This is a genomic window from Microbulbifer sp. S227A (assembly GCF_049800935.1).
In genome coordinates, this window is record NZ_JBNAFZ010000002.1 from 23,750 (window position 1) to 49,927 (window position 26,178).

Consider the following 26,178-nt stretch of genomic DNA (forward strand, 5'->3'; position numbering starts at 1 on the left):
GTTGAAACCCGGGGCTTGAACGCCGACATGTCAGGCAGATTTCAAGACAAGGTTCCGACTATGCCCGATCCCAATTCCGCTGCGCTCGATTTCCTGTTGTCCCGCCGCTCCCGTCCGGCCAAGACCCTGGTGCCGCCGGTTCCCACCCGCGAGCAGCTGCGCCCCATCCTGACAGCGGCGGCCCGCACGCCCGATCACGGCAAGATGGAACCCTGGCGCTTTATCGTGGTCGAGGGCGCGGCAATGGCGCGTCTGGCGGACCTGGCGCAGGCGCGCGGAACCGCCCTCGGCAAGGCGGCGCAAGACATTGAAAAGGCGCGCGGGCAGTTCGACCAGGGGCATCTCGCGGTGGCGGTAATCGAGGTACAGAAACCGTCGGACAAGATCCCGCCGGTGGAACAGACCTATTCAGCGGGGGCTGTCTGTCTGGCGCTGCTGAACGCGGCGCTGGCGTCGGGCTGGGGGGCCAACTGGCTGAGCGGCTGGGTCAGCCATGATCGCACCTTCTGCGAGCAGGGGTTCGGGCTCGCGGCGAATGAATCCATCGCCGGCCTGATCCATATCGGCACCCAGGGCTCGGTGCCCCCGGAGCGGCCCCGCCCCGAGATCGACAGCATCACGGAATGGCGCGACGCATGATTTTTCAATCGTTTTCTTTGGCGCTCGGCCAACTTGGCGACCCGCGTTTTCGGCGGGTCCTGCTGCTTGGGCTGGCGCTGACCATTCTGCTGCTCATCGGGGCCAGCGCCGGATTTGTCTGGCTGATCGGGGCATTGGTGGGCGATGACGCCTCCCTGCCCTTTATCGGTGAGGTCACCTGGCTCGGGGACCTGGCCAGCTGGACGTCGATCCTGCTGATGATGGTGCTGTCGGTGTTCCTGATGGTGCCCGTGGCCTCTGCGATCACCTCGATGTTCCTGGACGAGGTCGCGCAGGCGGTCGAGGACAAACACTATCCCGGCCTGCCCGAGGTGCCCGGCGTGCCCTTTGGCGATGCCCTGCGCGATACGGTGAATTTTCTCGGGGTGCTGATCGGGGCCAATATCGTGGCGCTGCTGCTCTACGTCATGTTTGCGCCGATGGCGCCGTTCATCTTCTGGGCGCTGAACGGGTTCCTGCTGGGCCGTGAATATTTCATGCTCGCCGCCATGCGCCGGGTCGGGCGGGTTCGGGCGAAACAACTGCGCGCGAAATACAGCACGACGGTCTGGATCGCCGGCACGCTGATGGCGATTCCGCTGTCGATCCCGCTGGTCAACCTGCTGATCCCGATCCTTGGGGCCGCGACCTTTACCCATATCTTTCACCAGGTCCAGGCGCGCACCCGGGGTGTTGCAACCTAGCGCCTATTGCAGCAATGCCAGCGCGCGACCGTTCCAATACCAGGTGAACTCGCAATTCGCGCGGCGCTGACAGGTCGGCGCCGTGCCGATGGTGACGACCCCCATATTGCCATTGCTGAGGGGTTGCATCCTGACCCCCTGTGTCAGCAGTTCCTTGGGCTGCACGCCCCGTGCGTGCAGCGAGCTGACAAAGAATTCGGCCGAGCAGGACGATGCCCCGCAGAACGGGCGCGGATAGCCCGCCGAACAGGTGATCCCGTTCCAATACACCACCACGTCCTCGAGCCCGTCACCATCAATGTCACCGCTATGCAGGGCCGTCGGCTCCATCCGGGCCGGGCCACCACAGCCTGACCGGATCGAGGCCTGGGCCACATCGCGCATCGACACCACAGGGGCGGCGGCGGCGGGCACCGATGACCATGGTTTGCCAATAGCCGTGAACATCGTCTGGCAATGGCCGGTCAACGCGCCATGCGCCGTCTGAAAGCCGCGCGCGGTCACTGTCCGCGACCCGGTGCTGCTTCGGATTTCGAACTCCGGCTGGGCCGCGATTGCCGCAAAGACCGCATCCGTCGCGGGCAGATCGGCCTCCCACGAGGAATAAAGTTCGTTCCGCTGCACCACGGGCAGGCGGTAACCGGTTGCCCCGACAACCAACAGCACATCCTGTCGCTGTTGCGTGACGCCGTCATATGCCCCGAGCACGCCCTCGCCAAGATGCAGCCGCAGGCTGTCGCGCCGGGTGATGTCCGGCTCCATGTTGCCGACCTGCTCTCCGCTCAGCCCCCGGGCAGAACGCTCTCCGCACAGGAGTTTCACATCCCGGTCACTGGTGACAGAGATCGCGCCGCTGAAATACGCCCCGTCATCATAGGTCTGGAGCCGCCATTCCGGCGTCTGCGCCCCGGCCTGCCCCCCCAGGACGAGCGCAATCAACCCGATGAACGCACGCAGCATGATGCCCCCCTATGGCGCGAGCAGCCAACGCCCATCCGCAGATTTGCACATTTGCGGCTTCAACTGCACCGGCTTGACTGCGTCCCTGGGATAGACCGAATGCTCGATAAACACGCACTCCCCGCGCACCGCCGCCAGCTTGACATCGCCATGTGCCCCCGTCGCCGGATTGGACCAGGACAGCGTGGTGCCGCTTGCGCGCACCCTGGGCGTGTAGAGTTGTTTTTCCGTGGCCTGCATCATGTCGAAATCCTGCGGGCTGAGCCCGGACCCCGCGAGCAACTTGCTCAGCGGTTTGGCGATCCCCGCCGCCGGAGCGGTCAGCGCGATGACCAGAACCAGCGTCAGTTTCAGTGAAAGTCTCGTGATCGATCTGAGCAATATTCCACACTCCGGTTTCGGGCGGGATGCCCGCTGTTGTCCAACCTTGCCAAAGCAGGCGCGCCCGTGTCCATGGCGAAACCGGCCCGCGGCCGCCAATCTTCAAAAAAACACGATATATCCTACTTGGCCTTGCACGGTTGGTTTGCCCTGCCGCCTGCCGCATTCTGACCGCAACCATTCAGTGAGGAGCCGGATGCCCAATTCCAACTATTTCGCCCCGACCGGTGGGCACCCGCCACAAGAGCAGCTCTTGACCGACCGCGCGATGTTCACCGATGCCTATGCGGTGATCCCCAGGGGAACCATGCGCGACATCACCACCAGCTTTCTGCCCCATTGGACAGCAACGCGGCTCTGGGTGATCGCACGCCCGATGACCGGATTTGCGGAAACCTTTTCGCATTACATCATGGAGGTCGCCGCCGGCGGCGGCAGCGATACACCAGAGAGCGACCCCGAAGCCGAAGGCGTTATTTTCGTCGTTGGGGGGGCGGTTACGCTGACCATCTCCGGAAAGCGGCACGTGATGAATGCCGGTGGCTTTGCCTTTTTGCCCGCGGGCTGCGCGTGGACGCTGTACAACCATGCGGGGGGCGAGGCGCGGTTTCACTGGATCCGCAAGGCGTACCAGCCCGCGCCGGGCATCGATGCCCCCGAACCCCTGGTAACGAGCGACGCGGATGTGCCCCCCACACCGATGCCGGGCACCGAGGGACGCTGGGCCACGACGCGATTTGTCGATCCCGCCGACATGCGCCACGACATGCATGTCACCATCGTCACCTTTCAGCCCGGCGGCGTGATCCCGTTTCTGGAAACCCATGTGATGGAGCACGGGCTCTACGTGCTCGAAGGCAAGGCGGTCTATCGGCTCAACCAGGACTGGGTCGAGGTCGAGGCCGGTGACTACATGTGGTTGCGCGCCTTCTGCCCGCAGGCCTGTTATGCCGGCGGCCCCGGGGCTTTCCGCTACCTGCTCTACAAGGACGTCAACCGCCACATGCCCCTGCGCCTGTCACAACGCTGACGGGCTTGCCCCGGCGGGCGGATTGCGCCAGAGTTGCATCAGGGTGCCACGCATTCCTTGCAGGTTGCCGCGCGCCCGGACCCGAGACCGGAGGCCGATGATGAAACGCGGTGCGTTCCCCCCGATGATGCTTTCCCTGGCGCTGGTCGTGACCGGATGCGCAGATATGCCGCTCATGGCCGAACCCGAGGTGAAACAGGTCGAGGTGCTTGGGCGCACCTGGACCGTGTCCGGCGTGCCCGACCGGCCAAACGCCTTTGTTGCGGCGCGTGACAACAACAACCTGAACCCGTTTGGCCGCCCCGCCGCGCTGCGCACGCCACAGGCGGTTCGGGCGCTTGAATCCGCCACCGGATGCAAGGTCGTGGCGGGCCGCCTGTGGCAGGATACCATGGCGCGCTATCATGCCGACATGGCCTGCCCCGGCTAGGCGCGTTTTGGCCGCGCCGCGATGGTTGAGCTTGGCGCGCAACCCTGCAATACCTCGCCCATGCGTATCGCGATCAATGGATTCGGCCGGATCGGCCGCACGATTCTCCGGCAGGTTCTGAACCTTCCGAACCCCGATGATGTGCAGGTGGCGCTGATCAACGATATCGCGCCCGCGGACATGCTCGGCTACCTGTTCCAGTATGACAGCACCTTTGGCCCGCTGCCCCACGCGGTCGATACCGCGAACGATGTCTTGTCCGTCGCAGGGCGGCATATCCCGCTGACCCGGCAAGGCGACCTGTCGCGGCTGGACCTGTCGGGGGTCGATGTGGTTCTGGAATGCACCGGGATCGCGCGGGAAACCGATGTGGCCCGCCGCGGCTTGCAGGCCGGGGCGCGGTCGGTGCTGATTTCCGGCCCGTCGCCGGCCGCCGAAGTGACACTGGTTCTGGGCGCGAACGAGGACCGGCTGGGCCGCGCGCGGATCGTCTCGAACGCCTCCTGCACCACCAACGCGCTGGCTCCGCTGCTGGGTTTGCTGGACGACCTCTGTGGTGTCGAAACCGCCCACATGACAACGATCCATTGCTATACCAACAGCCAGCCGATGGTCGACGCCCCGCGCGGCGACATGGCGCGCAGCCGGGCAGGTGCCTTGTCGATGGTGCCCACAACCACAAGTGCCACGCATCTGATCGACGAAGTGTTGCCCCAGCTCGCCGGCCGGATCAGCGGCGCGGCGTTGCGTGTTCCGACCGCCAGCGTGTCGGCGGTCGATCTCGTTCTGACCATGCGGCAGGCGATGGGTGCCGACGCCTTTGCCGATGCGCTGCGGGCGAAGGTGGGCAAACAGGCGGTGCTTGGCTGGACCGATCACCCGCTGGTGTCCTCCGATCTGCGCAGCCGCCCGGAATCGCTTGTCATTGCCGGGCCGGAAACCCGTATCGTGAATGACCGGCAGGCGCGGGTCTTTGGGTGGTATGACAATGAATGGGGATTCTCGGCGCGCATGCTGGATGTCGCGGCCCTGATGGCAGACCGGGAAACCGTCTAGCCCCCCGGCCCCGCCATACTCAGGCGTGGTCATCCTTTGGCAGCGATCCGCGGCCATGCCCGGACAACCCGCCCGAAACCTCTTCGGTGGCTTCATCCGCCAGTTCCTCGGGCAGCACGAGGTTCAGGACGATCGCGATCAGGGCGGCGGGCAGGATGCCGGACGCGCCCAGAATACGCAGGGAATCCGGCAGGTTCTGAAGCGCGTTGGCAGCCCCCGGCGCGACATTCATCACCTCGAGTTGCAAGCCCAGCCCAAAGGAAATCGCAACCGCAAAGATCACCATGTTGCGCCGGTTCCAGTTCACGTCGGACAGCATCGAAATACCCGCCGCGACCACCATGCCGAACATCACGATCACGCCACCGCCCAGAACCTCGATGGGAACCGTGCGGATCAATGCCCCGACCTTTGGCACGAGGCCGCAGAAGATCAAGAACAGCGCGCCAAAGGTGACGACGTGGCGGCTCATCACCCCGGTCATCGCGATCAGGCCGACATTCTGGCTGAACGAGGTGTTGGGGAATCCGCCAAAAAGCCCCGCCAGCGCCGAGCCAAGCCCGTCGGCATAGGTCGCGCCGGTGATTTCCTTGTCGGTGGCTTCGCGCCCCGCGCCGCCCTTGGTGATGCCCGAGACGTCGCCCACGGTTTCAACCGCCGAGACAAATGCCATCAGACAAAAGCCGATCACGGCGGCGGCGCTGAACTCGAACCCGTATTTCAGGGGCTGTGGCAGGGCAAAGGCGGCGGCGTTGCTCCAGCTGCTGCCGATGGCCTCGAAGGTCAGCATCCCGGTCAGAAGTGCATAGAAATAGCCGACGATGATGCCGATCAGGACCGCCGAGACCGCCAGCATGCCGCGTGCAAAGAACTTGAGTCCCAGCGTGACGATAATCACCACAAACGCCGCCGACCAGTTCAACATGCTGCCATATTCCGGCAGGTTGCGCGCCTTGGCGGGGACACCCCCGGCGGCGTATTCGATGCCCACCTTGACCAGCGCCAGGCCGATCATCGTCACCACGAGACCGGTTACCAGCGGCGGCAATGCAAAGCGGATCTTGCCGATGAAGGTACCAAGGATCGTATGGAAAACGCCGCCGATGATGATCCCGCCAAACAGCGCGGCCAGCCCGTCAACGCCCTTGCCCGCAACCAACGGGATCATGATCGGGATGAACGCAAACGAGGTGCCCTGAACAATCGGCAGCGCCGCCCCGACCGGTCCGATGGTGATGGTCTGTAACAGGGTCGCGATGCCCGCGAACAACATCGACATCTGGATCAGGTAAAGCAGTTCCGGGAAATCCGGCGAGTTCGATCCAAACCCGAACCCCGCCGCGCCGGCCACGATGATGGCCGGGGTCACGTTGGACACGAACATCGCCAATACGTGCTGAATCCCCAGCGGGATCGCCTTGTAGATGGCGGGTGTGTAATTCGGGTCGCGCAGTTGTTCGGCGGTCCCTAGGGAAGTGTCAGCCATGTTTCTCTCCGATTGGTCATGGGGGTCTTGCCGCTTCTTGTGGCGGCTTCAGGTGTCTTGTGGTCCCTGCCCCGCGCCGCGCGTGGGGTGTGCCGGGCTTCCGGGCCGCGCCCCGGCGCCAGGGGGGCGTCGAGGCGGGGCCGGTCGGTGGTTCATGCTCCCATTCTGCGCGCGGCACCGCGGGATGCACGACATATTCCGCCCGCGTCCGCGCCGGGCCGGCAACAGGGGCGCAACTGCCCGGGATTTGGTCACGGGCCGTGCTGCCTTGTGAAAAGACTAGCGACGCCAGATTTTTCGGGAACTCGGGAAAACGGAAAAGCAGTTTCAAATATTTCCGATGACGGCTGGCAAACCGGCAAGTTCACGGCGCGGTGACAGGTTTGTCGGTGGCGAGAATCCTGTAACTCTCGGCAAACCAATGCTCTTGCAGGTTGGCCCCCGTGCCGATCCGGTCAACCACCGCGAACAGGCCCGGCGCGTGCAGCGGGGTCAGAACCCCGTGCCACGTGCCCTTGTGATAATTCACCGCCTGTCCCGGTTCGGTGCGAAACGCCACGGGCCGCCCGGGCGCGCCGTCCTGGTCCGGGGCGACCACCACCAGAAACGGCACATGGGTCATCGGTACAAAGGCCTGGCTGCCATCCGGGTGGCGTTCGACCATGTCCAGCACCAGCGGCAGGGCGCGCGGATTGGCGTTGAACAGGCTGAGCCCCGCCCGCCCATCGGAAAAATCCAGCCGCGCCCGATCGTGATACCGACCGCATTGGCCCTGGTTGATGATCTTGTCCGGATCACCGGCGCAATCGATCAGGTCGCCAAACGGAGCAAATGCCCCGACGGTGATGGGCTGGATCGTGATGTCACGGCTCATGACGGCAGCATGTCGCGCAGGCGCAGTTCCGCGATGCGTTCAACCTGTCGGCAGGCTTCGGCAAATTCCGTATCCCGGTCATTGCCGATACGCCGTTCAAACGCCGCGCGGATCGACGCCTTGTCATTGTCGCGCACCGCGATGATGAAGGGGAAACCGTGTTTTTCGACATAGGATGCGTTCAGCCGGGTAAAACCCGCGCGTTCTTGGTCGGTCAGCAGGTCGAGACCGGCGCCTGCCTGCTCTGCGGTGCTCTCGGCGGTCAGCTTGCCCGCCGCCGCCAGCTTGCCGGCCAGGTCCGGGTGGGCCCGCAGCACGCCCAGCCGCTCGGCCGCGCTCGCGGACCGGAACATCCGCGCCAGGGCATTGTGCAACCCACCCGCCGTGTCATGCGCCGCGCCCAGCTCCAGCTCATGGGCCCGCTCGGCGATCCACGGCGAATGCTCGAACACGCTGCCATAGGCGGCGACAAAGGCCGCGCGGTCCATGTCCGACGGGCGCAAACGGGGTTGCGGCGGGTGGGTCGCGGCCCAGTGCTGCGCGATCTGCAAGCGGGTGGCGAACCACACATCTTCGTGGCCACGGGCGTAATCCAGAAACCGCTTGAGCGCCATGATCCGGCCCGGTCGGCCGATCAGCCGGCAATGCAGCCCGATCGACAGCATCTTGGGCGCACCCTCTGCCCCTTCGGCATAGAGCGCATCGAAACTGTCCTTGAGATAGGCAAAAAACTGGTCGCCCGAGTTGAACCCCTGCGGCGTGGCAAAGCGCATGTCGTTGCAATCCAGCGTATAGGGCACCAACAGCTGGTCGCGCCCGCCAACGCGCACATAATAGGGCAAATCATCGGCATAGACATCGGCGACATAGTCAAAACCGCCCTCTTCGGCGGCGAGCCGCACGGTGTTTTCCGAGCATCGCCCGGTATACCAGCCGCGCGGGCGTTCCCCGACAACCTCGGTGTGCAGGCGGATCGCCTCGGCCATGTCGGCGCGTTCCTCGGCCTCGGGCGCGTCCTTGTACTCGATCCATTTCAGCCCGTGGCTGGCGATTTCCCAGCCCGCGTCCTTCATCGCCGCCACCTGGTCGGGCGAACGCGCCAGCGCGGTCGCAACACCGTACACCGTGATCGGCACATCCCTGAGCAACCGATGCAACCGCCAGAACCCGGCGCGGGCACCGTATTCATAGATCGATTCCATGTTCCAATGCCGCTGTCCCGGCCATTGCGCCGCGCCTACGATTTCCGACAGGAACGCTTCGGACGCCGCATCCCCGTGCAACACACAGTTTTCGCCGCCCTCCTCGTAATTCATCACGATCTGCACCGCGATCCTGGCCCCACCGGGCCATTGTGCATCCGGAGGGTTCGCTCCGTAGCCGATCATGTCGCGCGGGTATCGATTCATCATGGCCCTCCGAAATTTCTCTCCTTGTAATTCAGAACAATGACAGTGTTTTTCAAAAAAATCGAACAACACTATCTGACAGGCCGGGTTTGCACAGAATCAAACCCTGCGGCACACCGGAACCAGCGACAGGAGACATTTGATGACCGGATATCTGACCACCCATGTTCTGGACACGGCCCGGGGCTGCCCGGCCCGGGGTATCCGGATCGAACTGTTTCGTATCGACGGGGCCGAGCGCACGCATTTGAGGACCCTGACGACCAATGATGACGGGCGCACCGACGAGCAGATCCTGCCGGCCAGCGATTTTGCCCTTGGTGAATACGAGCTGGTGTTTCATGCCGGCGAATACCTGGATGCCACCGGCACCCCGCCCGAGTCGCCGCGTTTCCTCGATGTCATTCCGTTGCGCTTTGGCATGTCGGAACCGGCGCATTACCACGTTCCGTTGCTGCTCTCGCCGTTTGGCTATTCCACCTATCGCGGCAGCTGAACCTGTGCCTCGGCACCGGTCACGGCCTCGCCGACACGCCCGGCGATAAATTCCATGAACAACCGGGTCTTGGGATCCTGGTGGCGGCGGTGGGTATATAGACAGGCCATCTGCACGGGCACCGGCGGAGTGGTTTGCGCCACCGGCACCAGCGCGCCGGAGCGCAGATGTTCCGCGACCTCGAAAACCGGTTTCATGGCAATGCCCTGCCCGCCAAGCGCCCAATCGGTCAACACGTCGCCATCGTCACATTCATAACGCCCGGAAACCGCGAACCGTTGCGGCCCATCCGCGGTCACGAGCCGCCATTGAAACTCGGTTGCGCCGGGAAACCGCAGGTTCAGGCATTCATGTTTGTCATTTACCAGGTCGGCTCCCGAGACCGGATGCCCACGCGCCGCGATATAGGACGGGGCCGCCACCATCACGCGCTGGCAATCGGCGATCTTACGAATGCGCAGATTGCTGTCCTCGGGTTGTCCGAGGAAGAACGCGAGATCGAGACCCTCGGTCGTCAGGTCGACCGAACGATCAGTCAGCCGCAACCGCATGTCGATCTGGGGGTATTGTTCGAGAAACTCCGGCACCTGCGGCGCGACCAGCCGCCGCCCCACCCCCAGCGGTGCCGCGACGAACAATGAACCGCGCGGATTTTCCGTCAGGTTGATCACCCGCGCCTCGGCCTGTTCGACCGTGTCGAGCACCTGGCACGCACCGTCGTAAAATGCTCTGCCCTGTTCCGTGGGCGTCAGGTTGCGGGTGGTGCGCTGGAACAGCCGCACATTCAGATGATCCTCGAGCTGCGAAATCCGCGCCGATGTAACCGCCGGAGAAATACGCAGATCGCGCCCGGCGGCCGACATGCTGCCCAATTCATAGACACGGACAAAGGTTCGGATGTTGTCGAGATAGGACATTGTTCCAGAATTTTTGATACAGCTTGGTACTATATCGGAATACCGAACAAAGGCGGGTTTGCATAGGCTGTCCGCAATTCTATCGGGAGACGTGGCATGTATGATTTTCTGGCCTTCTGGGATTGGGCGGCGTTTGCCCTGCGCTGGCTGCACGTGATCACGGCGATGGCCTGGATCGGGTCGTCCTTTTACTTCATCGCGCTTGACCTCGGGCTGCGCAAGGCGCCCGACCTGCCGCCCGGCGCGCATGGCGAGGAATGGCAGGTGCATGGCGGCGGGTTCTATCATATCCGCAAGTACCTGGTGGCGCCGGAGCAGATGCCCGAACACCTGATCTGGTTCAAATGGGAGAGCTATACCACCTGGCTGAGCGGCGCGGCGCTCTTGATGGTGGTCTACTGGGCCGGGGCCGAACTGTATCTCATCGACGCCGCCAAGGCGGATCTGGCGGTCTGGCAGGCGGTCCTGATCTCTGCCGCCTCGCTGACTGTTGGCTGGATAGTCTATGATTTCCTGTGCAAGTCACCGCTGGCGGAACGTCCGACGCTTTTGATGGTGCTGCTTTTCGGGATGCTGGTGATCATGGGCTGGGGCTATGATCAGGTGTTCACCGGCCGCGCGATGATGCTGCACCTTGGGGCATTCACCGCGACGATCATGACCGCGAACGTGTTCTTCATCATCATGCCCAACCAGCGGGTCGTGGTGGCCGATCTCAAGGCCGGACGCACGCCCGATCCGAAATACGGCAAGATCGCCAAGCTGCGCTCGACCCACAACAATTACCTGACATTGCCGGTCATCTTCCTGATGCTGTCCAATCACTACCCGCTGGCCTTTGCCACCGAGTATAACTGGATCATCGCCGCGCTGGTGTTCCTGATGGGCGTGACCATCCGCCACTACTTCAACACCCGTCACGCGGGCACCGGCAATCCGACATGGACCTGGCTGGTGACGGCGCTTCTGTTCATCGCGATCATCTGGCTGTCGACCGCGCCCATGCATCGGGATGTCGACACCGCCGAGGCGCAACCGCTGACCGCCTATGAAACCCGCATGGCGGCGGCGGACGGGTTTCAGGCGGCCCATGACGTGGTGATGGGGCGCTGTTCGATGTGTCATGCCCGCGAGCCGGTCTGGGAGGGCATGCTCTGGGCACCCAAGGGTGTGTTGCTGGAAACCGAGGCCGACATCGCGCGCAATGCCAAGGCGATCTACCTTCAGGCCGGCATAAGCCACGCCATGCCCCCCGCCAATGTCACTTTCATGGCACCCGAGGATCGCGCCGCCATCGTGAACTGGTATCGCACCGCAGAACGGGATGCCCGGCAATAGCCCGCGCCGGCCCGTAGCGGCAGTGCAGTTTCCGGTTTTCTTGCGACGGGTTCATGCTAGGTATTGGTCAAGAGCGCGCGGAGGTCGCATAGGGTAGCCGCGTCAGTCAGAATGACGATCCGGAGACTTGCCATGCAGAATGCCCGCCGGAGGACCGGCCTCAGCCAAGCCCTGCTTGCCGCCTGTTTTGTGCTGGCGCCCGGAATTGCCGCCGCCCTGACCACCAGCCTGACCGCCCCCGGAGCGTCCGACGAGCTGCGCAAGCGATTGACCGAAGCCTCTTCGATCATGAACGCGGAAACCAACGGGCTCAGCGATGCGCAGGAATTGCTGGCCGCGTCGCTCTCGGACTACACGACGCTGGTGCAAATCCTGTATGACGAGGGCTATTTCAGCCCGGTGGTCAACATCCGCGTCAATGGGCGCGAAGCGGCGAATATCCCGCTGCTCGACCCGCCCGCCACGGTCAGGACCGTCGCGATTTCGGTACAGACCGGGCGTGCCTTTACCTTTGGGCAGGCGCGGGTTGCCCCTCTGACACAGGGCACCGAGCTCCCCGAGCGATTTGCCCCCGGCAAGACGGCGACCACCGGGGCGATCCGCGATGCCGCTTCGGCCGGGGTCCAGGCCTGGCGCAATGCCGGCCACGCCAAGGCCAATGTCGGCCAGCAGCGCATCGTCGCCAACAACCGGCAGGCGGTTCTGGATGCGGATATCACGCTGGCACCGGGGCCAAAGCTGCGCTTTGGCAAGCTGCACATCCCGCGGGATTCAACCGTGCGCCCCGAAGCCATCGGCAGGATTGCCGGCTTTCCCACCGGCGAGGTCTATGACCCGGAAAAGGTGCAAACGGTCGGCACCCGACTGCGCCGGACCGGGTCGTTTTCCTCGGTCACGCTGAACGAGGCGGAAACTCCCAACCCGGATGGCACGCTGGATTTCGATGCGGTAGTGGTCGACCAGGTGCCGCGCCGCGTGTCTTTTGGCGCCTCGGTCTCGTCAAGCCAGGGCATGGAATTGTCGGCAAGCTGGATGCATCGCAACCTGTTCGGCAACGCGGAACGTTTCCAGATCGAAGGCAATGTCAGCAATATCGGCGGCGATGAACCCATCGATGGCGGCCTGTCAATCCGGTTGGATCAACCTGCCAAGCTCGGCCCGGATGACAGCATTTTCTATCTTGGCCAGATCGGTACGGACAACCAGGAGCATTACAAGCTGACCCGGTTCTATCTGGGCGGCGGTGTGCGCCGCGTCTTTTCGGACAACCTGTATGCGGAACTGGGCGTCAATGCCGGTCTCAGCCGGTCGGACGATGTGTTCGGCGAGCGCGATTTCTACATGATGACCTTCCCGCTGCGGGTGAACTGGGACAGGCGCGACAGCAAGGTCAGCGCCACGCGGGGCTTTTTCCTCGACTCCTTTGTCACCCCCTATCTCGGGCTGAAAGACACCGAATCCGGGCTGTCCGGCTATTTCGACGCGCGTGGCTATCTGAGCCTGACCTCCACCGCCTCGGTTGTTCTGGCCGGGCGCGTCCAGCTGGGAACGGTGATCGGTCCAAGCCTTGCGGATGTGTCGCCGGAATTCCTGTTCTACTCGGGCGGGGCGGGCACGGTGCGTGGCCAACCTTATGAATCGCTGGGTGTGCCGGTGAATGGCGGCATCTCGGGGGGGCGGTCGCTGCTTGCCGTTTCCGCCGAGGTGCGCGGACGCATCACCGATACGATCTCGCTGGTCGGGTTCTTTGACATCGCCGCCGTCGGTCGCGATCAATTCGTGAGCTCCGGCTCGCCCTATCATTCCGGTGCCGGGCTGGGGGTGCGGTACGATCTGGGCGGACTTGGTCCCCTGCGGCTTGATCTGGCGCTGCCGGTCGAGGGCTCCACCGATGACGGGCTGCAATTCTATCTTGGCATCGGGCAGGCCTTCTGATGGGTATCCGGAGCTATGCCCTGGTGGCGTTCACCTGCTGCGCCACGCTCGTCCACGCGCAGGACGATGCTGAAAGCGGCGGTTTCCTGGTCGACCTGTTGCAGGACAACCTGTCAGGCGACAACCGCTATATCAAGGTTACCGGGCTGGATGGTGCGTTCAGTTCACGGGCCAGCATCGAAAAGCTGACCGTATCGGATGATGACGGCGTCTGGCTGACGGTTTCTGACGTGGTGCTCGACTGGAACCGGCTGGCGCTCATTCGCGGGCGGTTTTCGGTCAATACGCTGAGCGCGGGCGATATCATCGTCGCGCGCACGCCCAAACCAACCGAAACCGCCGAGCCGCTGCCCGAGGCCGAGGCGACTCCGTTCCAATTGCCGGAACTGCCAGTCGCCATCGAGCTGGGCGAGCTCAAGATCGACCGCGTCGAACTGGGCGAGCCGCTCCTGGGCATTGCCGCAGAACTGTCGGTGGCCGGCGCGCTCAGCCTTGCGGATGGCAGCCTCAAGACCAATCTCGGGGTCATCCGGCTTGACCGGAACACCGACAAGCTCGACCTGGTTGCGGGGTTCGAAAACGAAACCAGCCAGATTACCCTGGACCTGACGCTGGCCGAGGATCAGGGCGGGCTGGTGTCGCAATTGCTGTCCATCCCCGAACGGCCGTCACTCCTGTTGACCGCGAAGGGTCAGGGGCCGGTGAGCGATTTCACCGCCGACATCACGCTGGCCTCGGATGAAATCGAACGGCTGGGCGGCCAGGTCCGGTTGCAGAGCGTGGCCGGCCCCGAGGCGGGCGCGCAACCCGGCACCGGCTTTGACGCCACGCTTGCCGGAGACATCACCCCGCTGCTTGCCGCGCAGTATCGCGATTTCTTTGGCGCCGATACCCAGCTGAACCTGTCCGGACAATCCGGCCCCGACGGGCGGCTTGCGGTGCGGCGTTTCAACATGCTGTCGGACGCGTTGATGATGAACGGCGCGCTGGACATTGCCGGGTCGGGCCAGCTTGGGCGGGTCGAGCTTGAAGGGCGCATTTCACCGCCCAATGGCGATGAGGTCGTCCTGCCCATGGGCGCGCCCCGCACCGCGATCAAGGGGGCCACGTTTTCGGCGCAATTCGATGCCGAACGCGACAACCGCTGGTCCCTGTTGCTGGGTGTTGACGGCGTGAACCGCCCCGACCTGAATGTATCGCGCGCCCAGATCAACGCCGGCGGCGTGCTGCAACAGGATGGGGGCATGGCGCTTGACGGCAGGCTCAGCGCGGCGATCCGGGGGATCGATTTTGCCGATGACCGGCTTGACGATGCGGTGGGGAGCGATGTGGAACTGCTCGGTGACTTTGCCACCGAAACCGGCTCGGTCCTGACACTCAGCGAATTTGCCCTGAATGGCACCGATTACGCGGCGGCCGTCGATGCCGAGATCGACGGGCTGGAGAGCGGGTTTCAGGTGGATGGCACGGCACGGCTGACGGCGTCGGACCTGTCGCGATTTTCGGCGATTTCCGGCCAGGATCTGAGCGGCTCCGTCGCCGCAACGGTGACCGGGACCGGCGCACCGCTCAGCGGCATGTTCGATTTTGACCTGAATGTCGAGGCACAGGATCTGGCCAGCGGCATCGCGCAGCTCGATCCGCTGATCACCGGGCAGACCACCATCGCCCTGCGGGCCGAACGCGACGAAGACGGGTTGGATATCGAGCATTTTGACCTGAGCGGCAGCGCCCTGACTGCGGAGGCATCCGGGAATCTGCGCAGCGGTGAAGCCAAACTCGACTTCAGCGCCGAACTGGATGATCTGGCCCGCGTGGTGCCCGACCTGAGCGGCCCGGTTGTCATCACCGGCGATATGACCCAGAGCGGCAAGACCGCCAATGGCAAACTGCGCCTCACCGGCCCGCTGGAGTCATTCGCCGATCTGGACGGTCAGCTTGCCTCTGACGGATCGGTTGATGTCGACTATGCCGCCGTGCTGAACGGTGTCGAGAATTTCGTGCCGCAGATCGTCGGCAGCATTCGCGCCGAGGGGCGAGCCACGCGCGCCGAAGACCTCTGGCAGGTGAGCAGCGACATGACCGGCCCCCAGGGTTCCTTTGCCAGGCTCACGGTCGACATGTCTCCGGATGGCGCGATTGACGGGCGATATGATGCCAAGATCGCACAGGTCGAACGGTTCGTTCCCCAGATCGTCGGGGGGATCACCGCAAACGGCACCGCCCGGCGCGTTGACGATGCCTGGGACGTGGCCAGCGACGTAACGGGGCCAAGCGGTTCGCACGCCCGGCTGCGCGGCAACATGACCGCCGCGGGGGACATCGACGCGCGCTACGACGCGACCTTTGCCCGGATCGAACGGTTCGTGCCCCAGATCGTCGGGGCGGTGACCGCCGAAGGTACGGCCACGCGGATCTCTGAAAACTGGCAGGTGGCGAGCGACCTCAAGGGACCGACCGGTTCGGCGGCAAAACTGCGCGGCAGCATGACCCCCGAAGGCGAGATTGACGCCGATTTCGACGCCACCCTTGCCAAGCTCGAACGGTTTGTCCCGCAGCTTGTCGGTGCGCTCCGCCTTGAAGGGAACGCAAAACGCGCCGATGACACATGGCAGGTCGCAACCGATGCAAAGGGGCCGTCGGGGTCGGTCGCAACGCTGAGCGGCAGCATGGACCCAGCCGGCAAGATCGATGCCACCTATGACGCGACCTTCGTGCGCATCGAGCGTTTCGCACCCGACTTTCCGGGACAGCTCACCGCCAGGGGCACCGCATCACGCGACGCCGATCTCTGGACCATCGCCAGCGATGCCACCGGGCCGGGCGGGTTGACCGCCAAACTTGGCGGCACGGTGAACCAGAGCACGCTGGTTTCGGACGTGACCGCCAAGGGGCAATTGCAACTGGGCATCGTGAACCGGATCATCCAGCCGAATTCCCTGAGAGGCGGAGCAAGCTTTGATCTCGCGCTCAGGGGGGAGCCCAAGCCCGAATCCCTGAGCGGACGCATCAGCACCAGCAACACCACCGTGGCGATTCCGTCGGTGCGCCAGGCCATCGACGATCTGGATGCCGATATCGTGCTGGCAGATGGCAGCGCCAATCTCAGCGTATCGGCGGCGGCGCGCGCGGGCGGGCGGATGGTCATCAGCGGACCGGTCAGCCTGACACCGCCCTTCAACGCCTCGATCGTCACCGAGTTGCAGCAGCTGATCCTGACCGACAACGTGATCTTTGACTCTTCGGCCAATGGGCGCATCGCCTATACCGGGGCCCTCGCGGGCAGCGGGCGGCTGGCAGGCGACATCCGCTTTGGCGAAACCAACATCGATATCAATTCCATGTCCGGCTCGTTGGGTGCGGCCCCGATCCCCGAGATCAGCCATACCGGTGAAACAGCGGCGCAGCGGGCAACACGCGCCCGGGCGGGGCTGATCAAGCCCGCGAGCGGCGGCGGCGACGGCGGCGGACCCGATATCACGCTCGACATCCGGCTTGTTGCCGAGAACAAGGTCTTTGTGCGCGGCCGCGGCCTGCAAGCCGAACTGGGCGGTGACATCCTGGTGCGGGGCACCGCCACCAGCCCTGCCCCCGCCGGCCAGATCGGCCTGATCCGGGGCAATCTCGAATTGCTGGGACGGCGGCTCAAGCTGTCCAAGGGGCTTGTGACCCTGCAAGGCAACCTGGAACCCTACATGGAGTTTGCCGCCACCACGACAACATCGGATGGCGATGCGACGCTGGAAATATCCGGTCCGCTGACCAAGCCCAAGGTCAAGGTCGACTCGGACCCGGAACGCCCCAGCGAAGAGGCGCTGGCGATGCTGCTGTTCGGCAACCAGTATTCCGAGCTCTCGCCGATCAAGGTCGCGCAGCTGGCGGCGTCGCTTGCCACGCTCAGCGGTGCGGGCGGGGGAGCCAATGCCAAGGCGCGCGACGGGCTGGGTGTGGATACGTTCGATATCGGCACCGATGATGACGGCAAGGCCCAGTTCGGCGCGGGCAAGTACCTGGCCGACGGGGTCTATACCGACATCACCGTGAACACCCAGGGCGATACCGAGCTCAACCTCAATCTCGATGTATCCGAGAACCTGACGGTCAAGGGCACGGTGGATCGCGAGGGCGATACCGGCATCGGCCTGTTCTTTGAGCGCGACTATTAGGACGGCGCGACGACCTGCGCGGCCCCTGTCAGGGCGGCGGCATCATCGACAATAAGCCGGACCGGAACCCGCGCGATGTGGTCGTCAAACCGCCCCGGTGCCTCGAAATGCGCCAGGAATGTTGCCCGCGCGGCAGACCCGAGGATGCCACGGGCAACCCCGCCAGCAAAATGGATACCGCCAAATGGCTGGTACATATAGACCAGTTCGCGCGCCATATGACCCAGCAGACCGGCGATCAGGTCAACCGTTTTCGCCGTGGGTCCGGGGATGCCCCGGTCATATTCGGCCAAAATGTCCTGTCCGGCACGTCGGGTTTCGCCCGACAAGACCCCATGGAGCCGTGACAGGCCACGCCCCGCAAACAGCTCTTCGACGGTTGGAAAGGCCGCCACCTGCGCGCCGATGGCCGCGCGCAGCGGGTCCGATACGCTCAGGGGCAGGCTGGCATGGCCAAGCTCGGCCTCGATCACGACATGCCCGGCACCGGTGGCCCTGGTCAGGCAGATATTGACCCCGGTGCCCAGCCCCATGACGACCGCCTGCCCGTTCCCGGCACCCGTCGCCTGCCCATCCCGGATGTCCCGCAATTGCGCCGGCGCAAGAGCCGGCAGCGCATGGCCCAAAGCCGCGAGATCATTGATCAACCGCACGGACCCGGCGGTCAGCCCGGGCAGGCAAGCCGCAATCTCGGCCCTGTCAAAATGCCAGTCCCGGTTGGTCAGCCGCGCGCTGTCCGACGTGACCGGGCCGGCAATGGCGATACAGCACCCGGCCAGGTCGGGCAGCGCCCTGCCCTCCGCATAGGCCGCGAGCAACGCCTCGAAAGTGGCAAACCCGTCATTGGCAAAGCGTGCGGTTTTTCCGAGTGGACCTGCCCCGTCCACAAGCGCGAGCCGGGTGTTGGTGCCGCCGACATCGGCAACGAGAAGTGTCATCTGCGCGGCCCGATCATGATCTAGTCCGGGGCTGCGCCCGGGTGTTTGCCCAGGATGATCATACCCAGCAGATCGTCATCCGTCACCTGCCCCACATCAACCGTTCCCACCAGCTTGCCATTCTTCATCACGCTGGCCCTGTCGCACAGGTTCATCACATCGTGAATGTCGTGGCTGATCAGGAATATCCCGATGCCTTCGGCCTTGAGCTGGGTGATCAGCTCGGCCACCATCTGGGTTTCATGCGGGCCAAGGGCGGCGGTCGGCTCGTCCATGATCAGGATCTGCGCATCGAAATAGACCGCCCGCGCAATGGCCACCGATTGCCGCTGTCCGCCGGACAGGGCCGAAACCGGATCGCTGAATTTCTGAAAGTTCGGATTGAGCCGCGCCATGATCTTGCGGGTCTCGGCCTCCATCGCATCTTCATCGACCAGCCCCAGCGGGGTGACAAGTTCCCGCCCCAGAAACAGGTTGCTGGCCGCATCCAGATTGTCCGCCAGCGCCAGCGTCTGGTAGATGGTTTCGATCTTGTAACGGCGCGCGTCGCGCGGGTTGTTGATCTGTGCCCGCTCGCCCTTGATCAGGATCTCGCCGGAATCCGCCTGATAGGCCCCCGAGAGGATCTTGATCAGGGTCGATTTGCCCGCCCCGTTGTGACCAAGCAGGCCCACGACTTCTCCGGGTTTGAGATCAACGCTCACGTGATCGACAGCATGGACGCCGCCAAAGCTGATGCAGATATCCCGCATTTCGACCAGGGATGTATCGGCCATCACGCGCCTCCCGTCCGTTTACGATAGATGATGTCGATCAGCACAGCGAGCACCAGCACCCCGCCAACGACGATGTTTTGCAACGGCGCATCCACCCCGACCATGGCCATGCCCGATTGCAGCGACTGCATGATGAGCGCGCCAAGGATCGCGCCGTGGATCGTCCCCAGACCACCGGCCAGCGCCGTGCCGCCAATGACCGCGGCGGCGATCACCCGCAATTCATCCAGCGTGCCGATATCGTTGGAATGGTTGGTCAGCCGCGCCGAGGCCACCACCGCCGAAATCGCGCAGAGCGCCCCCATCAGGGCAAACACCTTGACCGTCAGCCACCGCGTGTTGATGCCGCTGAGTTCGGCCGCGTCCGGGTTGCCACCGGTGGCAAAGATGTACCGGCCAAAACGGGTGCGCCGGGCGGTGATCGTCATGGCGATTGCGATGAAGATCAGCAACAGGACCGAAATCGGGATGCCGTAAGACTGGGTAAACCCGTCGGGCATGGTCAGCCCCTGTTCCTGGAACATGCGTTCCAGGCGGCGGGTGGGAACCTTGTAGGCGTTGAGGATGGCCACGAAGCCAAGGATCGCAACCGAACAAAGCAGCGCCAGAACACCCTCGGCCCAGAGCGGTTTGACCGAAAACCCATGGCGCATCTTGTTGCGCCGCGCCGCGTATAATCCATAGAGCGCCCCGGCCAGCGCAAGCCCCCCGACGATCCAGGACCCGGTCGCGCCAAGGGTGCCGTTGATGCCGCCGAATTTCTCGAACGTGGGATCCAGCGGGCCGATTGTCTTGCCGCTGGTCAGGTACCAGCCGACATTGCGCCAGATCAGCAACCCGCCAAGCGTCACGATAAAGGCGGGAATGGTCAGATACCCCACGAGCCACCCCTGGAATGCCCCGACCAGCGTGCCCACCACGAGCCCGAACCCGATCGTCACCCAGGGGATCAGCGGATTGCCAAGACCAAGCCCCAACAGGTTCGGCAGCCAGTCGGTCTGGGTCATCGCCATCACCGCCGAGCAGGTCGCCAACAGCGCCCCGACGCTCAGGTCGATATGCCGGGTGACGATGATGAACACCATGCCCGTCGCCATGATCGCAACCGAAACGGTCTGGATCGTCAGGTTGAAGATGTTGCGCGGTGTCAGAAAGCGGCCGCCCGTCATCAGGTCAAAGGCGATGCACAGCACCGCAAAGGCACCAACCATGCCGAGCAGGCGAAGATCGATGTCGAGCATCTGGATGAACGTCTTGCGCGGGCGGGCCGGTTCGGTGTCGGGCTGTGCCATGTCCTGTCCTTTGGCAAAGGGAATCCCGCCCCGGTGCAAGACCGGGAGGGGACATCATGAACGTGAGTGGGTGGCGTGCCTCAGTTACAGGGCGCGGGGCCGTCTGTAACACCCTGGCACAGGGCGTCTTGCGTGATCCATTGCGCATCGACAACGGCGCTCAGGTTGTCCTGGGTGATCGGCAGCGGCTCAAGGAACACCGCGTTCATCTCGGTCCCGCCGGGCGAAGTCCAGAGTTCGGAATCCTGGATGCCGTTCATCTGCGTGCCATCGGCCAGCGACACCGCGATACGCGCCGCCGCACGGCCCAGATCGCGCGCGTCCTTCCAGACGGAAACGGTCTGCGTGCCCTTGGCAACCCGGTTCAGCGCCGCATGGTCGCCATCCTGTCCCGAGACCGGGATGCCATCCATGCCCTGCGCCGTCAGCGCCGCGACCACACCGCCCGCGGTACCGTCATTGGACGCCACGACCGCATCGACGCCATTGTCGGTGGCGGTCAGGATCTGCTCCATGTTGCGCTGTGCATTGGCGGGCAGCCAGCCGTCGGTATAGGCCTCGCCGACGATCTCGATGTCACCGGCATCAATCGCCGCTTGCAAGATCTCTTGCTGGCCACCGCGCAGGAAATCGGCATTCGGATCGGTGGGCGAGCCCTTGATCATCACGTAACGCCCGGTGGGCGCGGCCTCGAACACGGCGCGGGCCTGCATCCGGCCAACCTCGACATTGTCAAAGGTCAGGTAGAACGCCCGCGGGTCCTCGATCAGGCGGTCATAGCCGACCACCGGGATGCCTTCATCCGCCGCCGCCTGCACCGCCGGGCCGATGGCCTGGGCGTCCTGCGCCAGGATGATCAGCGCGGTTGCCCCCTGCGCGATCAGGCTCTCGACATCGGACAATTGTTTGGCGGACGAGCTTTGTGCATCAGCCGAGATATAGGTCGCGCCATGCCGATCGAGCTCGGCCTTGATCGCCGCCTCGTCGGTTTTCCACCGCTCTTCCTGAAAATTCGACCAGCTGACGCCGACGACGACATCTTCGGCGAAGGCTGCGGTGCCGAAGACGGCCCCGGTGATCACCGCCGTCGCGGCTGCAAAGATTTTCATATGTCCTCCTCCAGACTGTTGTGGCGTGGCGCGGTTCGAGCCGATCCGCGCAGCAGCACGCAAATGGTGCTGCATTTTAATTTGAAAATCAAATTAATTCGTCTAGGCTGGGGAAATTACCTTGTTGCGTTTGGCTGGCATGGGGTGCGACCCTGTCGATCACGCACCGCCGAAACCACAGGGCACAGAATGGGGATGACACCATAAATGGTTGTTTTGCCAAGAGAGTACGGACGCCGCCGGTTGCTGCGGCAAATCCGGCTGGCCGGACGGGTGCCACGGATCGAGCTGGCCAGTCAAACCGGGATGAGCCGTGCCACGGTCACCACCATCACCGCCGAATTTCTGAATGCCGGGCTGATCGAAGAGATTGCCCGTCCCGACAACACCCCCGATACCCGCCGGGGCCGGCCACGTGTCGATCTCAAGATTCGCGGGGCCGCCCATGCGCTTGTCGGGGCCAAGATCTCGTACCGGCAACTGTCGCTGATCCTGCTCGATTTCGAGGGTGAAGAGCTGGGCGAACTTGAGATGCAATTGCCCGCCGAAACCTTCTCCCCCGACCGACTCGCCGATCTGTTTGCCGATGCTGTGGACAGGCTGGCGCGGAATGCGGGGCTGACATCGGATGATGTGTCGGGCGTTGGCCTTGGCATCGCCGGGATCGTGCAGGCCGCCGAGGGGGTCGTCTATTGGTCTCCTTCCCTCAGCGAGCGCAATGTCGCGCTTGGCGAGGTCCTGACGCGCCGCCTTGGACGTCCGGTCTTTGTCGACAACGATGCCAATCTCGTGGCGCTGGCGGAACAGACCTTTGGCCTTGGGCAGTCACATTCCGATTTCATCGTGGTGACCATCGAGAGCGGTGTTGGCATGGGCATCGTGATCGGCGGCGAACTCTATCGCGGCACCCGCGGTTGCGGGGCCGAGTTCGGACATACCAAGGTGCATCTGGACGGTGCGCTCTGTCGATGCGGGCAACGCGGCTGTCTCGAAGCCTATGTCGCCGACTATGCGCTCCTGCGCGAGGCATTGACCGTACCGGGCGACGACCCCACGGCCCCCCCGGCGGCGCGGATCGAAACCCTGTTGAACGCCGCCCGCGCGGGGGACGCCACGGCGCGCAGCATTGTCGACCGGGCTGGCCGGATGTTTGCCCTGGGCCTTGCCAACCTGGTCAATATCTTCGACCCCGAACTGATCATCCTCGCGGGTGAGCAGATGCAGTTTGACCATCTCTTTGCCGACGAGGTCATCGCGGCAATCCGGACTTCGATCGTGCAGATCGACAAGCCCCCGCCCGAGGTGGTGATCCACAAATGGGGCAACCTGATGTGGGCAAAAGGCGCCGCCGCCTATGCGCTCGATCATGTGACCGACCTTGCGCTGGCCGGGCTGAGCGACAATGCGGCCTGACCTTGCCGCGCTGCTGGCGATGGCGATGGTGATGGCAACCGCCCTGCCCGCGCCTGCCGATCCGCGCTTTCAGGCGGTGGAGGTTGCCGAACATGTCTATTCCGGCGGATGGGAGCATTATGTCGGCGGCGGGCTGGCCGCGTTCGATTGCAATGGCGACCGGCTTCCCGAGCTTTTTGCCGCCGGGGGCAGCGCGCCCGCGACCCTGCTGGTGAACCGCTCCAAGGCCGGTGGCCCCCTGCGCCTGCCCGACGAAACACCCGACACGCTGCGGATCACCGGCGTCACCGGCAGCTATCCCCTGGATATTGACAGTGACGGCATCCTCGATCTCGTGATCCTGCGCGTGGGCGAAAACATGCTGCTGCGGGGCGGTGACAACTGTTCGTTTGCGCCCTTTGCATCGCTCGGCTTCCTGTCCGCCAACCGCTGGACCACGGCATTCAGCGCCACCTGGGAAGCCGGGCAAACCCTGCCGACGCTGGCCTTTGGCAACTACGTCGACCGCACCGATCCCGATGGCCCCTTCCGGTCCTGCGATGACACTGTGCTCTATCGCCCCGACGCGAGCCGCTATGCGCCGCCACAGACCCTGCAACCGGGGCATTGCGCGCTTTCGATGCTGTTCAGCGATTGGGCAAGGCACGGTCGCGCCGACCTGCGGATCAGCAATGACAGGCATTACTACGTCGATGACGGACAGGAACAGCTCTGGGCGATGGAGCCTGTCCCGCGCCTCTATGACGCCGCCGACGGCTGGCAGACCCATCGCCTCTGGGGCATGGGCATCGCGTCGCGCGATCTGACCCGCGATGGCCTGCCCGAGGTGTTCCTGACATCGATGGGCGATCAGCGCCTGCAAATGCCCGCCGGCAACGGACGCCCGGACTACCGCGATGCGCCCTATGCGCTCGGCACTACGGCACAGCGGCCCTATCTGGGCGATGACGGTCGCCCCTCGACCGGCTGGCACGTTGCCTTTGGCGATGTGCAGAACGATCGCCGTGACGATATCTTTATCAGCAAGGGCAATGTGGAACAGATGCCCGACGCCGCCATGCAGGATCCCAACAACCTGTTGGTTCAGGCCCCTGACGGCAGGTTTTCCGAGCGCGGAGCCGAGGCCGGCATTGCCAGCCTGCATCGCGGACGCGGCGCGGCGCTGGTCGATCTGAACCGGGACGGGTTGCTTGACCTGGCGGTGGTCAATCGCCGCGCTCCGCTTGAAGTCTGGCAGAACGTCACGCCCGATCCCGGAAATGCGCTGTTGGTGTCGGTGCGGCAGACCGCGGCAAACACCAATGCCGTGGGGGCATGGATCGAGGTCATGGCCAACGGCACGACCCAGTCGCGCGAGATAACGGTGGGCGGCGGCCATGCCGGAGGCAGCGCGGGCCCCGAGCATTTCGGCCTCGGCACAGCCTCGGTCATCCGGGTGCGGGTGATCTGGCCTGATGGCAACGCCGACCCATGGTCCGAGCATCACGTGACCGGAGTGCTGGAACTTGATCTGAGACCGCCGGTCTCATCCCGCTGAACGCGGGCATGAACTTGGGCACATCACTGATCCACGGGCAAACCGCTAGGCACGGTTTGCGGCACGCCCAGACGGCCATGCAGGCCGCGCGCATCGGTCAGCGCCTCCAAAAAAGCCAGCAGATCGGCAACCTCCCTTTCGCCCAACACCATCGGTGCCAGTTCGTTCGCCGCCGCGATCCGCGCGATTTCGTCTGGGTCGTTGATGATCGCCAGGTCATCGTCAAACGCCGCCCCGGGCAAGATCGCCTGCGTCGCGTCATAAGACATCAGGCTCGCCACCGGATCGAGATGATGGCGCAGCACCGCCTCGAGCGTGGCATGGGACCCCGCGTGACCATAGGGCGCGGTATGGGCAATGTTGCGCAGCGACGGGGTGCGGAAACGATAGGCATCCCCGGCCCTGCCGGTCACCCGCATCCGGCCGAGATCGCGATTGTGGCGTTCAAACCGCGCGGCTTTGCCCGGCCCGATCTGGGGCATGCCGATGGCGTGAAACCCATGATCGGTCTGGAACTGTCCCGCATGGCAGCGCGCACAGCCCGCATCGCCGTAAAACAACCGCATGCCCCGCGCCGCCGCATCCGGCAGCGGCACCCCCTCGCGCAGAAAGGCATCGAACGGGCTGTCATCGGCCCGCCATTCAAACGCGACAAAGGCGGCAATCATGTTGGCGATATCGGCAAAACGGATTGGCCGCGTTCCGATTGTCGCATCGAACTGGGCGCGGTAGTCCGGAATCGCCTCGATCCGTTGCGACAGGATGGACCACGCGCCGCCCTCGCCGGTCAGAACGCCCTGTCGGACCGCCTGCGCCACGTCGTTTTCCGAATAATGCCCGGCCATCTCATCGCCCGACAACACCGGGAACATCGCCTGCGCCGCCAGTGCCGAGGCAAATCCACGCTCCATATCCGCGCCCAGCGGGGTACGCAGCCCGGTCGGGCGGCTGGCATCCGCCTCGAGCCGGCCATCATGAAAGAACCGTGTGAATTCCCGTGCGCCTAGGTTGAACATGGCCGGCGCGTTGCGGGGGATGCGTTGCTCGGGCGGGTTGTCCGGGTCTGCGATGCGCGCAAGCCCCAGCCCGTGCCCACCATCGCCAAGCCCCAGCGACACCCCGTCCGAGGTTGCAAAACGCGGGTGATGGCAGGTGGCGCAAGAGACCGTCCTGCTGCCGCTCAGGATCGAGTCGTAGTAAAGCTGCCGCCCCAGAACGATCTCTTCCAGCGGGTGCTGCGCAAACTGTGCATCCGCGGTGGGCAACGGCCCGCCCCCCGCCGCGCCAACCGA

The 26,178-nt window shown here is 64.3% G+C and carries 22 protein-coding genes; 11 read left to right on the plus strand and 11 right to left on the minus strand.

What is annotated here, in order from left to right:
* The first annotated feature begins 60 nt into the window (after positions 1-60).
* Positions 61-639, plus strand: a complete 579-nt coding sequence (locus tag ACP15R_RS04930; protein ID WP_424985273.1) for a nitroreductase family protein — start codon at positions 61-63, stop codon at positions 637-639.
* Entirely contained in the window at positions 636-1,343 is a 708-nt protein-coding gene (locus ACP15R_RS04935; protein WP_424985274.1) for an EI24 domain-containing protein, read from the plus strand. The genes ACP15R_RS04930 and ACP15R_RS04935 overlap by 4 nt, the downstream gene beginning before the upstream one ends.
* A gap of 3 nt (positions 1,344-1,346) precedes the next feature.
* Here ACP15R_RS04935 and ACP15R_RS04940 read toward each other — a convergent pair whose 3' ends face one another.
* Positions 1,347-2,303, minus strand: a complete 957-nt coding sequence (locus ACP15R_RS04940) for a hypothetical protein (protein WP_424985275.1) — start codon at positions 2,301-2,303, stop codon at positions 1,347-1,349.
* A gap of 9 nt (positions 2,304-2,312) precedes the next feature.
* Complete coding sequence (locus ACP15R_RS04945) at positions 2,313-2,684, minus strand: hypothetical protein (protein WP_424985276.1); 372 nt, start codon at positions 2,682-2,684, stop codon at positions 2,313-2,315.
* Positions 2,685-2,880: 196 nt separating this feature from the next.
* On the opposite strand from ACP15R_RS04945, the gene ACP15R_RS04950 reads away from it, so the two are divergent.
* The 3 genes from ACP15R_RS04950 to ACP15R_RS04960 all read left to right on the plus strand — a co-directional run bounded on the left by ACP15R_RS04950 (position 2,881) and on the right by ACP15R_RS04960 (position 5,200).
* A complete protein-coding gene (locus ACP15R_RS04950; protein ID WP_424985277.1) occupies positions 2,881-3,714 on the plus strand; it encodes a bifunctional allantoicase/(S)-ureidoglycine aminohydrolase in 834 nt (277 codons plus the stop codon).
* A gap of 100 nt (positions 3,715-3,814) precedes the next feature.
* Positions 3,815-4,144, plus strand: a complete 330-nt coding sequence (locus ACP15R_RS04955; RefSeq protein WP_424985278.1) for a hypothetical protein — start codon at positions 3,815-3,817, stop codon at positions 4,142-4,144.
* A 21-nt stretch (positions 4,145-4,165) separates the two neighbouring features.
* A complete protein-coding gene (locus ACP15R_RS04960; RefSeq protein ID WP_424985279.1) occupies positions 4,166-5,200 on the plus strand; it encodes a type I glyceraldehyde-3-phosphate dehydrogenase in 1,035 nt (344 codons plus the stop codon).
* 19 nt (positions 5,201-5,219) lie between these two features.
* Here the strand turns inward: ACP15R_RS04960 and ACP15R_RS04965 are convergent, their stop codons facing one another.
* The 3 genes from ACP15R_RS04965 to puuE all read right to left on the minus strand — a co-directional run bounded on the left by ACP15R_RS04965 (position 5,220) and on the right by puuE (position 8,969).
* On the minus strand, positions 5,220-6,686 hold the full coding sequence (locus ACP15R_RS04965; protein ID WP_424985280.1) for a uracil-xanthine permease family protein: 1,467 nt from the start codon (positions 6,684-6,686) through the stop codon (positions 5,220-5,222).
* Positions 6,687-7,050: 364 nt separating this feature from the next.
* Positions 7,051-7,560, minus strand: coding sequence for an ureidoglycolate lyase (locus tag ACP15R_RS04970; protein WP_424985281.1), 510 nt, complete (start codon positions 7,558-7,560; stop codon positions 7,051-7,053).
* The gene (gene puuE / locus ACP15R_RS04975) at positions 7,557-8,969 is read right to left on the minus strand and encodes an allantoinase PuuE (RefSeq protein ID WP_424985282.1); all 1,413 of its coding nucleotides are present in this window, start codon (positions 8,967-8,969) and stop codon (positions 7,557-7,559) included. Before puuE ends, ACP15R_RS04970 begins: the two co-directional genes overlap by 4 nt.
* Before the next feature lie 142 nt (positions 8,970-9,111).
* Here puuE and uraH point away from each other — a divergent pair, with 142 nt between their 5' ends.
* Positions 9,112-9,465, plus strand: a complete 354-nt coding sequence (gene uraH, locus ACP15R_RS04980) for a hydroxyisourate hydrolase (protein WP_424985283.1) — start codon at positions 9,112-9,114, stop codon at positions 9,463-9,465.
* Here uraH and ACP15R_RS04985 read toward each other — a convergent pair.
* Entirely contained in the window at positions 9,450-10,382 is a 933-nt protein-coding gene (locus ACP15R_RS04985; protein WP_424985284.1) for a LysR family transcriptional regulator, read from the minus strand. The genes uraH and ACP15R_RS04985 overlap by 16 nt on opposite strands.
* A gap of 96 nt (positions 10,383-10,478) precedes the next feature.
* Between ACP15R_RS04985 and ACP15R_RS04990 the strand changes: the two genes are divergently transcribed.
* The 3 genes from ACP15R_RS04990 (at position 10,479) to ACP15R_RS05000 (ending at position 17,821) form a co-directional block, all read left to right on the plus strand.
* Positions 10,479-11,720, plus strand: coding sequence for a urate hydroxylase PuuD (locus ACP15R_RS04990; RefSeq protein WP_424985285.1), 1,242 nt, complete (start codon positions 10,479-10,481; stop codon positions 11,718-11,720).
* 132 nt (positions 11,721-11,852) lie between these two features.
* A complete protein-coding gene (locus tag ACP15R_RS04995) occupies positions 11,853-13,655 on the plus strand; it encodes an autotransporter assembly complex protein TamA (protein WP_424985286.1) in 1,803 nt (600 codons plus the stop codon).
* The gene (locus ACP15R_RS05000) at positions 13,655-17,821 is read left to right on the plus strand and encodes a translocation/assembly module TamB domain-containing protein (RefSeq protein ID WP_424985287.1); all 4,167 of its coding nucleotides are present in this window, start codon (positions 13,655-13,657) and stop codon (positions 17,819-17,821) included. The genes ACP15R_RS04995 and ACP15R_RS05000 overlap by 1 nt, the downstream gene beginning before the upstream one ends.
* On the opposite strand, the gene ACP15R_RS05005 is transcribed toward ACP15R_RS05000, so the two are convergent.
* The 4 genes from ACP15R_RS05005 to xylF form a co-directional block, all read right to left on the minus strand.
* Positions 17,818-18,759 carry a glucokinase gene (locus ACP15R_RS05005; RefSeq protein ID WP_424985288.1) on the minus strand — a complete coding sequence of 314 codons (942 nt, stop codon included), beginning with the start codon at positions 18,757-18,759 and terminating at the stop codon, positions 17,818-17,820. The two genes, ACP15R_RS05000 and ACP15R_RS05005, sit on opposite strands and share 4 nt — an antisense overlap.
* A gap of 20 nt (positions 18,760-18,779) precedes the next feature.
* Positions 18,780-19,535, minus strand: a complete 756-nt coding sequence (locus ACP15R_RS05010; RefSeq protein WP_424985289.1) for an ATP-binding cassette domain-containing protein — start codon at positions 19,533-19,535, stop codon at positions 18,780-18,782.
* A complete protein-coding gene (locus ACP15R_RS05015; RefSeq protein ID WP_424985290.1) occupies positions 19,535-20,827 on the minus strand; it encodes a sugar ABC transporter permease in 1,293 nt (430 codons plus the stop codon). Before ACP15R_RS05015 ends, ACP15R_RS05010 begins: the two co-directional genes overlap by 1 nt.
* Before the next feature lie 80 nt (positions 20,828-20,907).
* Positions 20,908-21,936, minus strand: coding sequence for a D-xylose ABC transporter substrate-binding protein (xylF, locus tag ACP15R_RS05020; RefSeq protein WP_424985291.1), 1,029 nt, complete (start codon positions 21,934-21,936; stop codon positions 20,908-20,910).
* A gap of 243 nt (positions 21,937-22,179) precedes the next feature.
* Between xylF and ACP15R_RS05025 the strand changes: the two genes are divergently transcribed.
* Together ACP15R_RS05025 and ACP15R_RS05030 are read left to right on the plus strand one after the other, a co-directional pair.
* Positions 22,180-23,349 carry an ROK family protein gene (locus tag ACP15R_RS05025; RefSeq protein ID WP_424985292.1) on the plus strand — a complete coding sequence of 390 codons (1,170 nt, stop codon included), beginning with the start codon at positions 22,180-22,182 and terminating at the stop codon, positions 23,347-23,349.
* A complete protein-coding gene (locus tag ACP15R_RS05030) occupies positions 23,339-24,886 on the plus strand; it encodes a CRTAC1 family protein (RefSeq protein ID WP_424985293.1) in 1,548 nt (515 codons plus the stop codon). Before ACP15R_RS05025 ends, ACP15R_RS05030 begins: the two co-directional genes overlap by 11 nt.
* 23 nt (positions 24,887-24,909) lie before the next feature.
* Here ACP15R_RS05030 and ACP15R_RS05035 read toward each other — a convergent pair whose 3' ends face one another.
* Positions 24,910-26,151 (minus strand): cytochrome-c peroxidase, encoded by a 1,242-nt coding sequence (locus ACP15R_RS05035; RefSeq protein WP_424985294.1) that lies wholly within the window; start codon positions 26,149-26,151, stop codon positions 24,910-24,912.
* Positions 26,152-26,178: the final 27 nt, after the last annotated feature.

What these genes read in the sequence shown, in the direction of transcription:
- puuE (WP_424985282.1), bottom strand. Translation starts at nt 8,969, where the DNA reads ATGAATCGATACCCGCGCGACATGATCGGCTACGGAGCGAACCCTCCG.
- xylF (WP_424985291.1), bottom strand. Translation starts at nt 21,936, where the DNA reads ATGAAAATCTTTGCAGCCGCGACGGCGGTGATCACCGGGGCCGTCTTC.
- ACP15R_RS04930 (WP_424985273.1), top strand. Translation starts at nt 61, where the DNA reads ATGCCCGATCCCAATTCCGCTGCGCTCGATTTCCTGTTGTCCCGCCGC.
- ACP15R_RS04995 (WP_424985286.1), top strand. Translation starts at nt 11,853, where the DNA reads ATGCAGAATGCCCGCCGGAGGACCGGCCTCAGCCAAGCCCTGCTTGCC.
- ACP15R_RS05015 (WP_424985290.1), bottom strand. Translation starts at nt 20,827, where the DNA reads ATGGCACAGCCCGACACCGAACCGGCCCGCCCGCGCAAGACGTTCATC.
- ACP15R_RS04935 (WP_424985274.1), top strand. Translation starts at nt 636, where the DNA reads ATGATTTTTCAATCGTTTTCTTTGGCGCTCGGCCAACTTGGCGACCCG.
- ACP15R_RS04990 (WP_424985285.1), top strand. Translation starts at nt 10,479, where the DNA reads ATGTATGATTTTCTGGCCTTCTGGGATTGGGCGGCGTTTGCCCTGCGC.
- ACP15R_RS05030 (WP_424985293.1), top strand. Translation starts at nt 23,339, where the DNA reads ATGCGGCCTGACCTTGCCGCGCTGCTGGCGATGGCGATGGTGATGGCA.
- ACP15R_RS04955 (WP_424985278.1), top strand. Translation starts at nt 3,815, where the DNA reads ATGAAACGCGGTGCGTTCCCCCCGATGATGCTTTCCCTGGCGCTGGTC.
- ACP15R_RS04970 (WP_424985281.1), bottom strand. Translation starts at nt 7,560, where the DNA reads ATGAGCCGTGACATCACGATCCAGCCCATCACCGTCGGGGCATTTGCT.
- ACP15R_RS04965 (WP_424985280.1), bottom strand. Translation starts at nt 6,686, where the DNA reads ATGGCTGACACTTCCCTAGGGACCGCCGAACAACTGCGCGACCCGAAT.
- ACP15R_RS05005 (WP_424985288.1), bottom strand. Translation starts at nt 18,759, where the DNA reads ATGACACTTCTCGTTGCCGATGTCGGCGGCACCAACACCCGGCTCGCG.
- ACP15R_RS04950 (WP_424985277.1), top strand. Translation starts at nt 2,881, where the DNA reads ATGCCCAATTCCAACTATTTCGCCCCGACCGGTGGGCACCCGCCACAA.
- ACP15R_RS05000 (WP_424985287.1), top strand. Translation starts at nt 13,655, where the DNA reads ATGGGTATCCGGAGCTATGCCCTGGTGGCGTTCACCTGCTGCGCCACG.
- ACP15R_RS04940 (WP_424985275.1), bottom strand. Translation starts at nt 2,303, where the DNA reads ATGCTGCGTGCGTTCATCGGGTTGATTGCGCTCGTCCTGGGGGGGCAG.
- ACP15R_RS04985 (WP_424985284.1), bottom strand. Translation starts at nt 10,382, where the DNA reads ATGTCCTATCTCGACAACATCCGAACCTTTGTCCGTGTCTATGAATTG.
- ACP15R_RS05010 (WP_424985289.1), bottom strand. Translation starts at nt 19,535, where the DNA reads ATGGCCGATACATCCCTGGTCGAAATGCGGGATATCTGCATCAGCTTT.
- uraH (WP_424985283.1), top strand. Translation starts at nt 9,112, where the DNA reads ATGACCGGATATCTGACCACCCATGTTCTGGACACGGCCCGGGGCTGC.
- ACP15R_RS04960 (WP_424985279.1), top strand. Translation starts at nt 4,166, where the DNA reads ATGGTTGAGCTTGGCGCGCAACCCTGCAATACCTCGCCCATGCGTATC.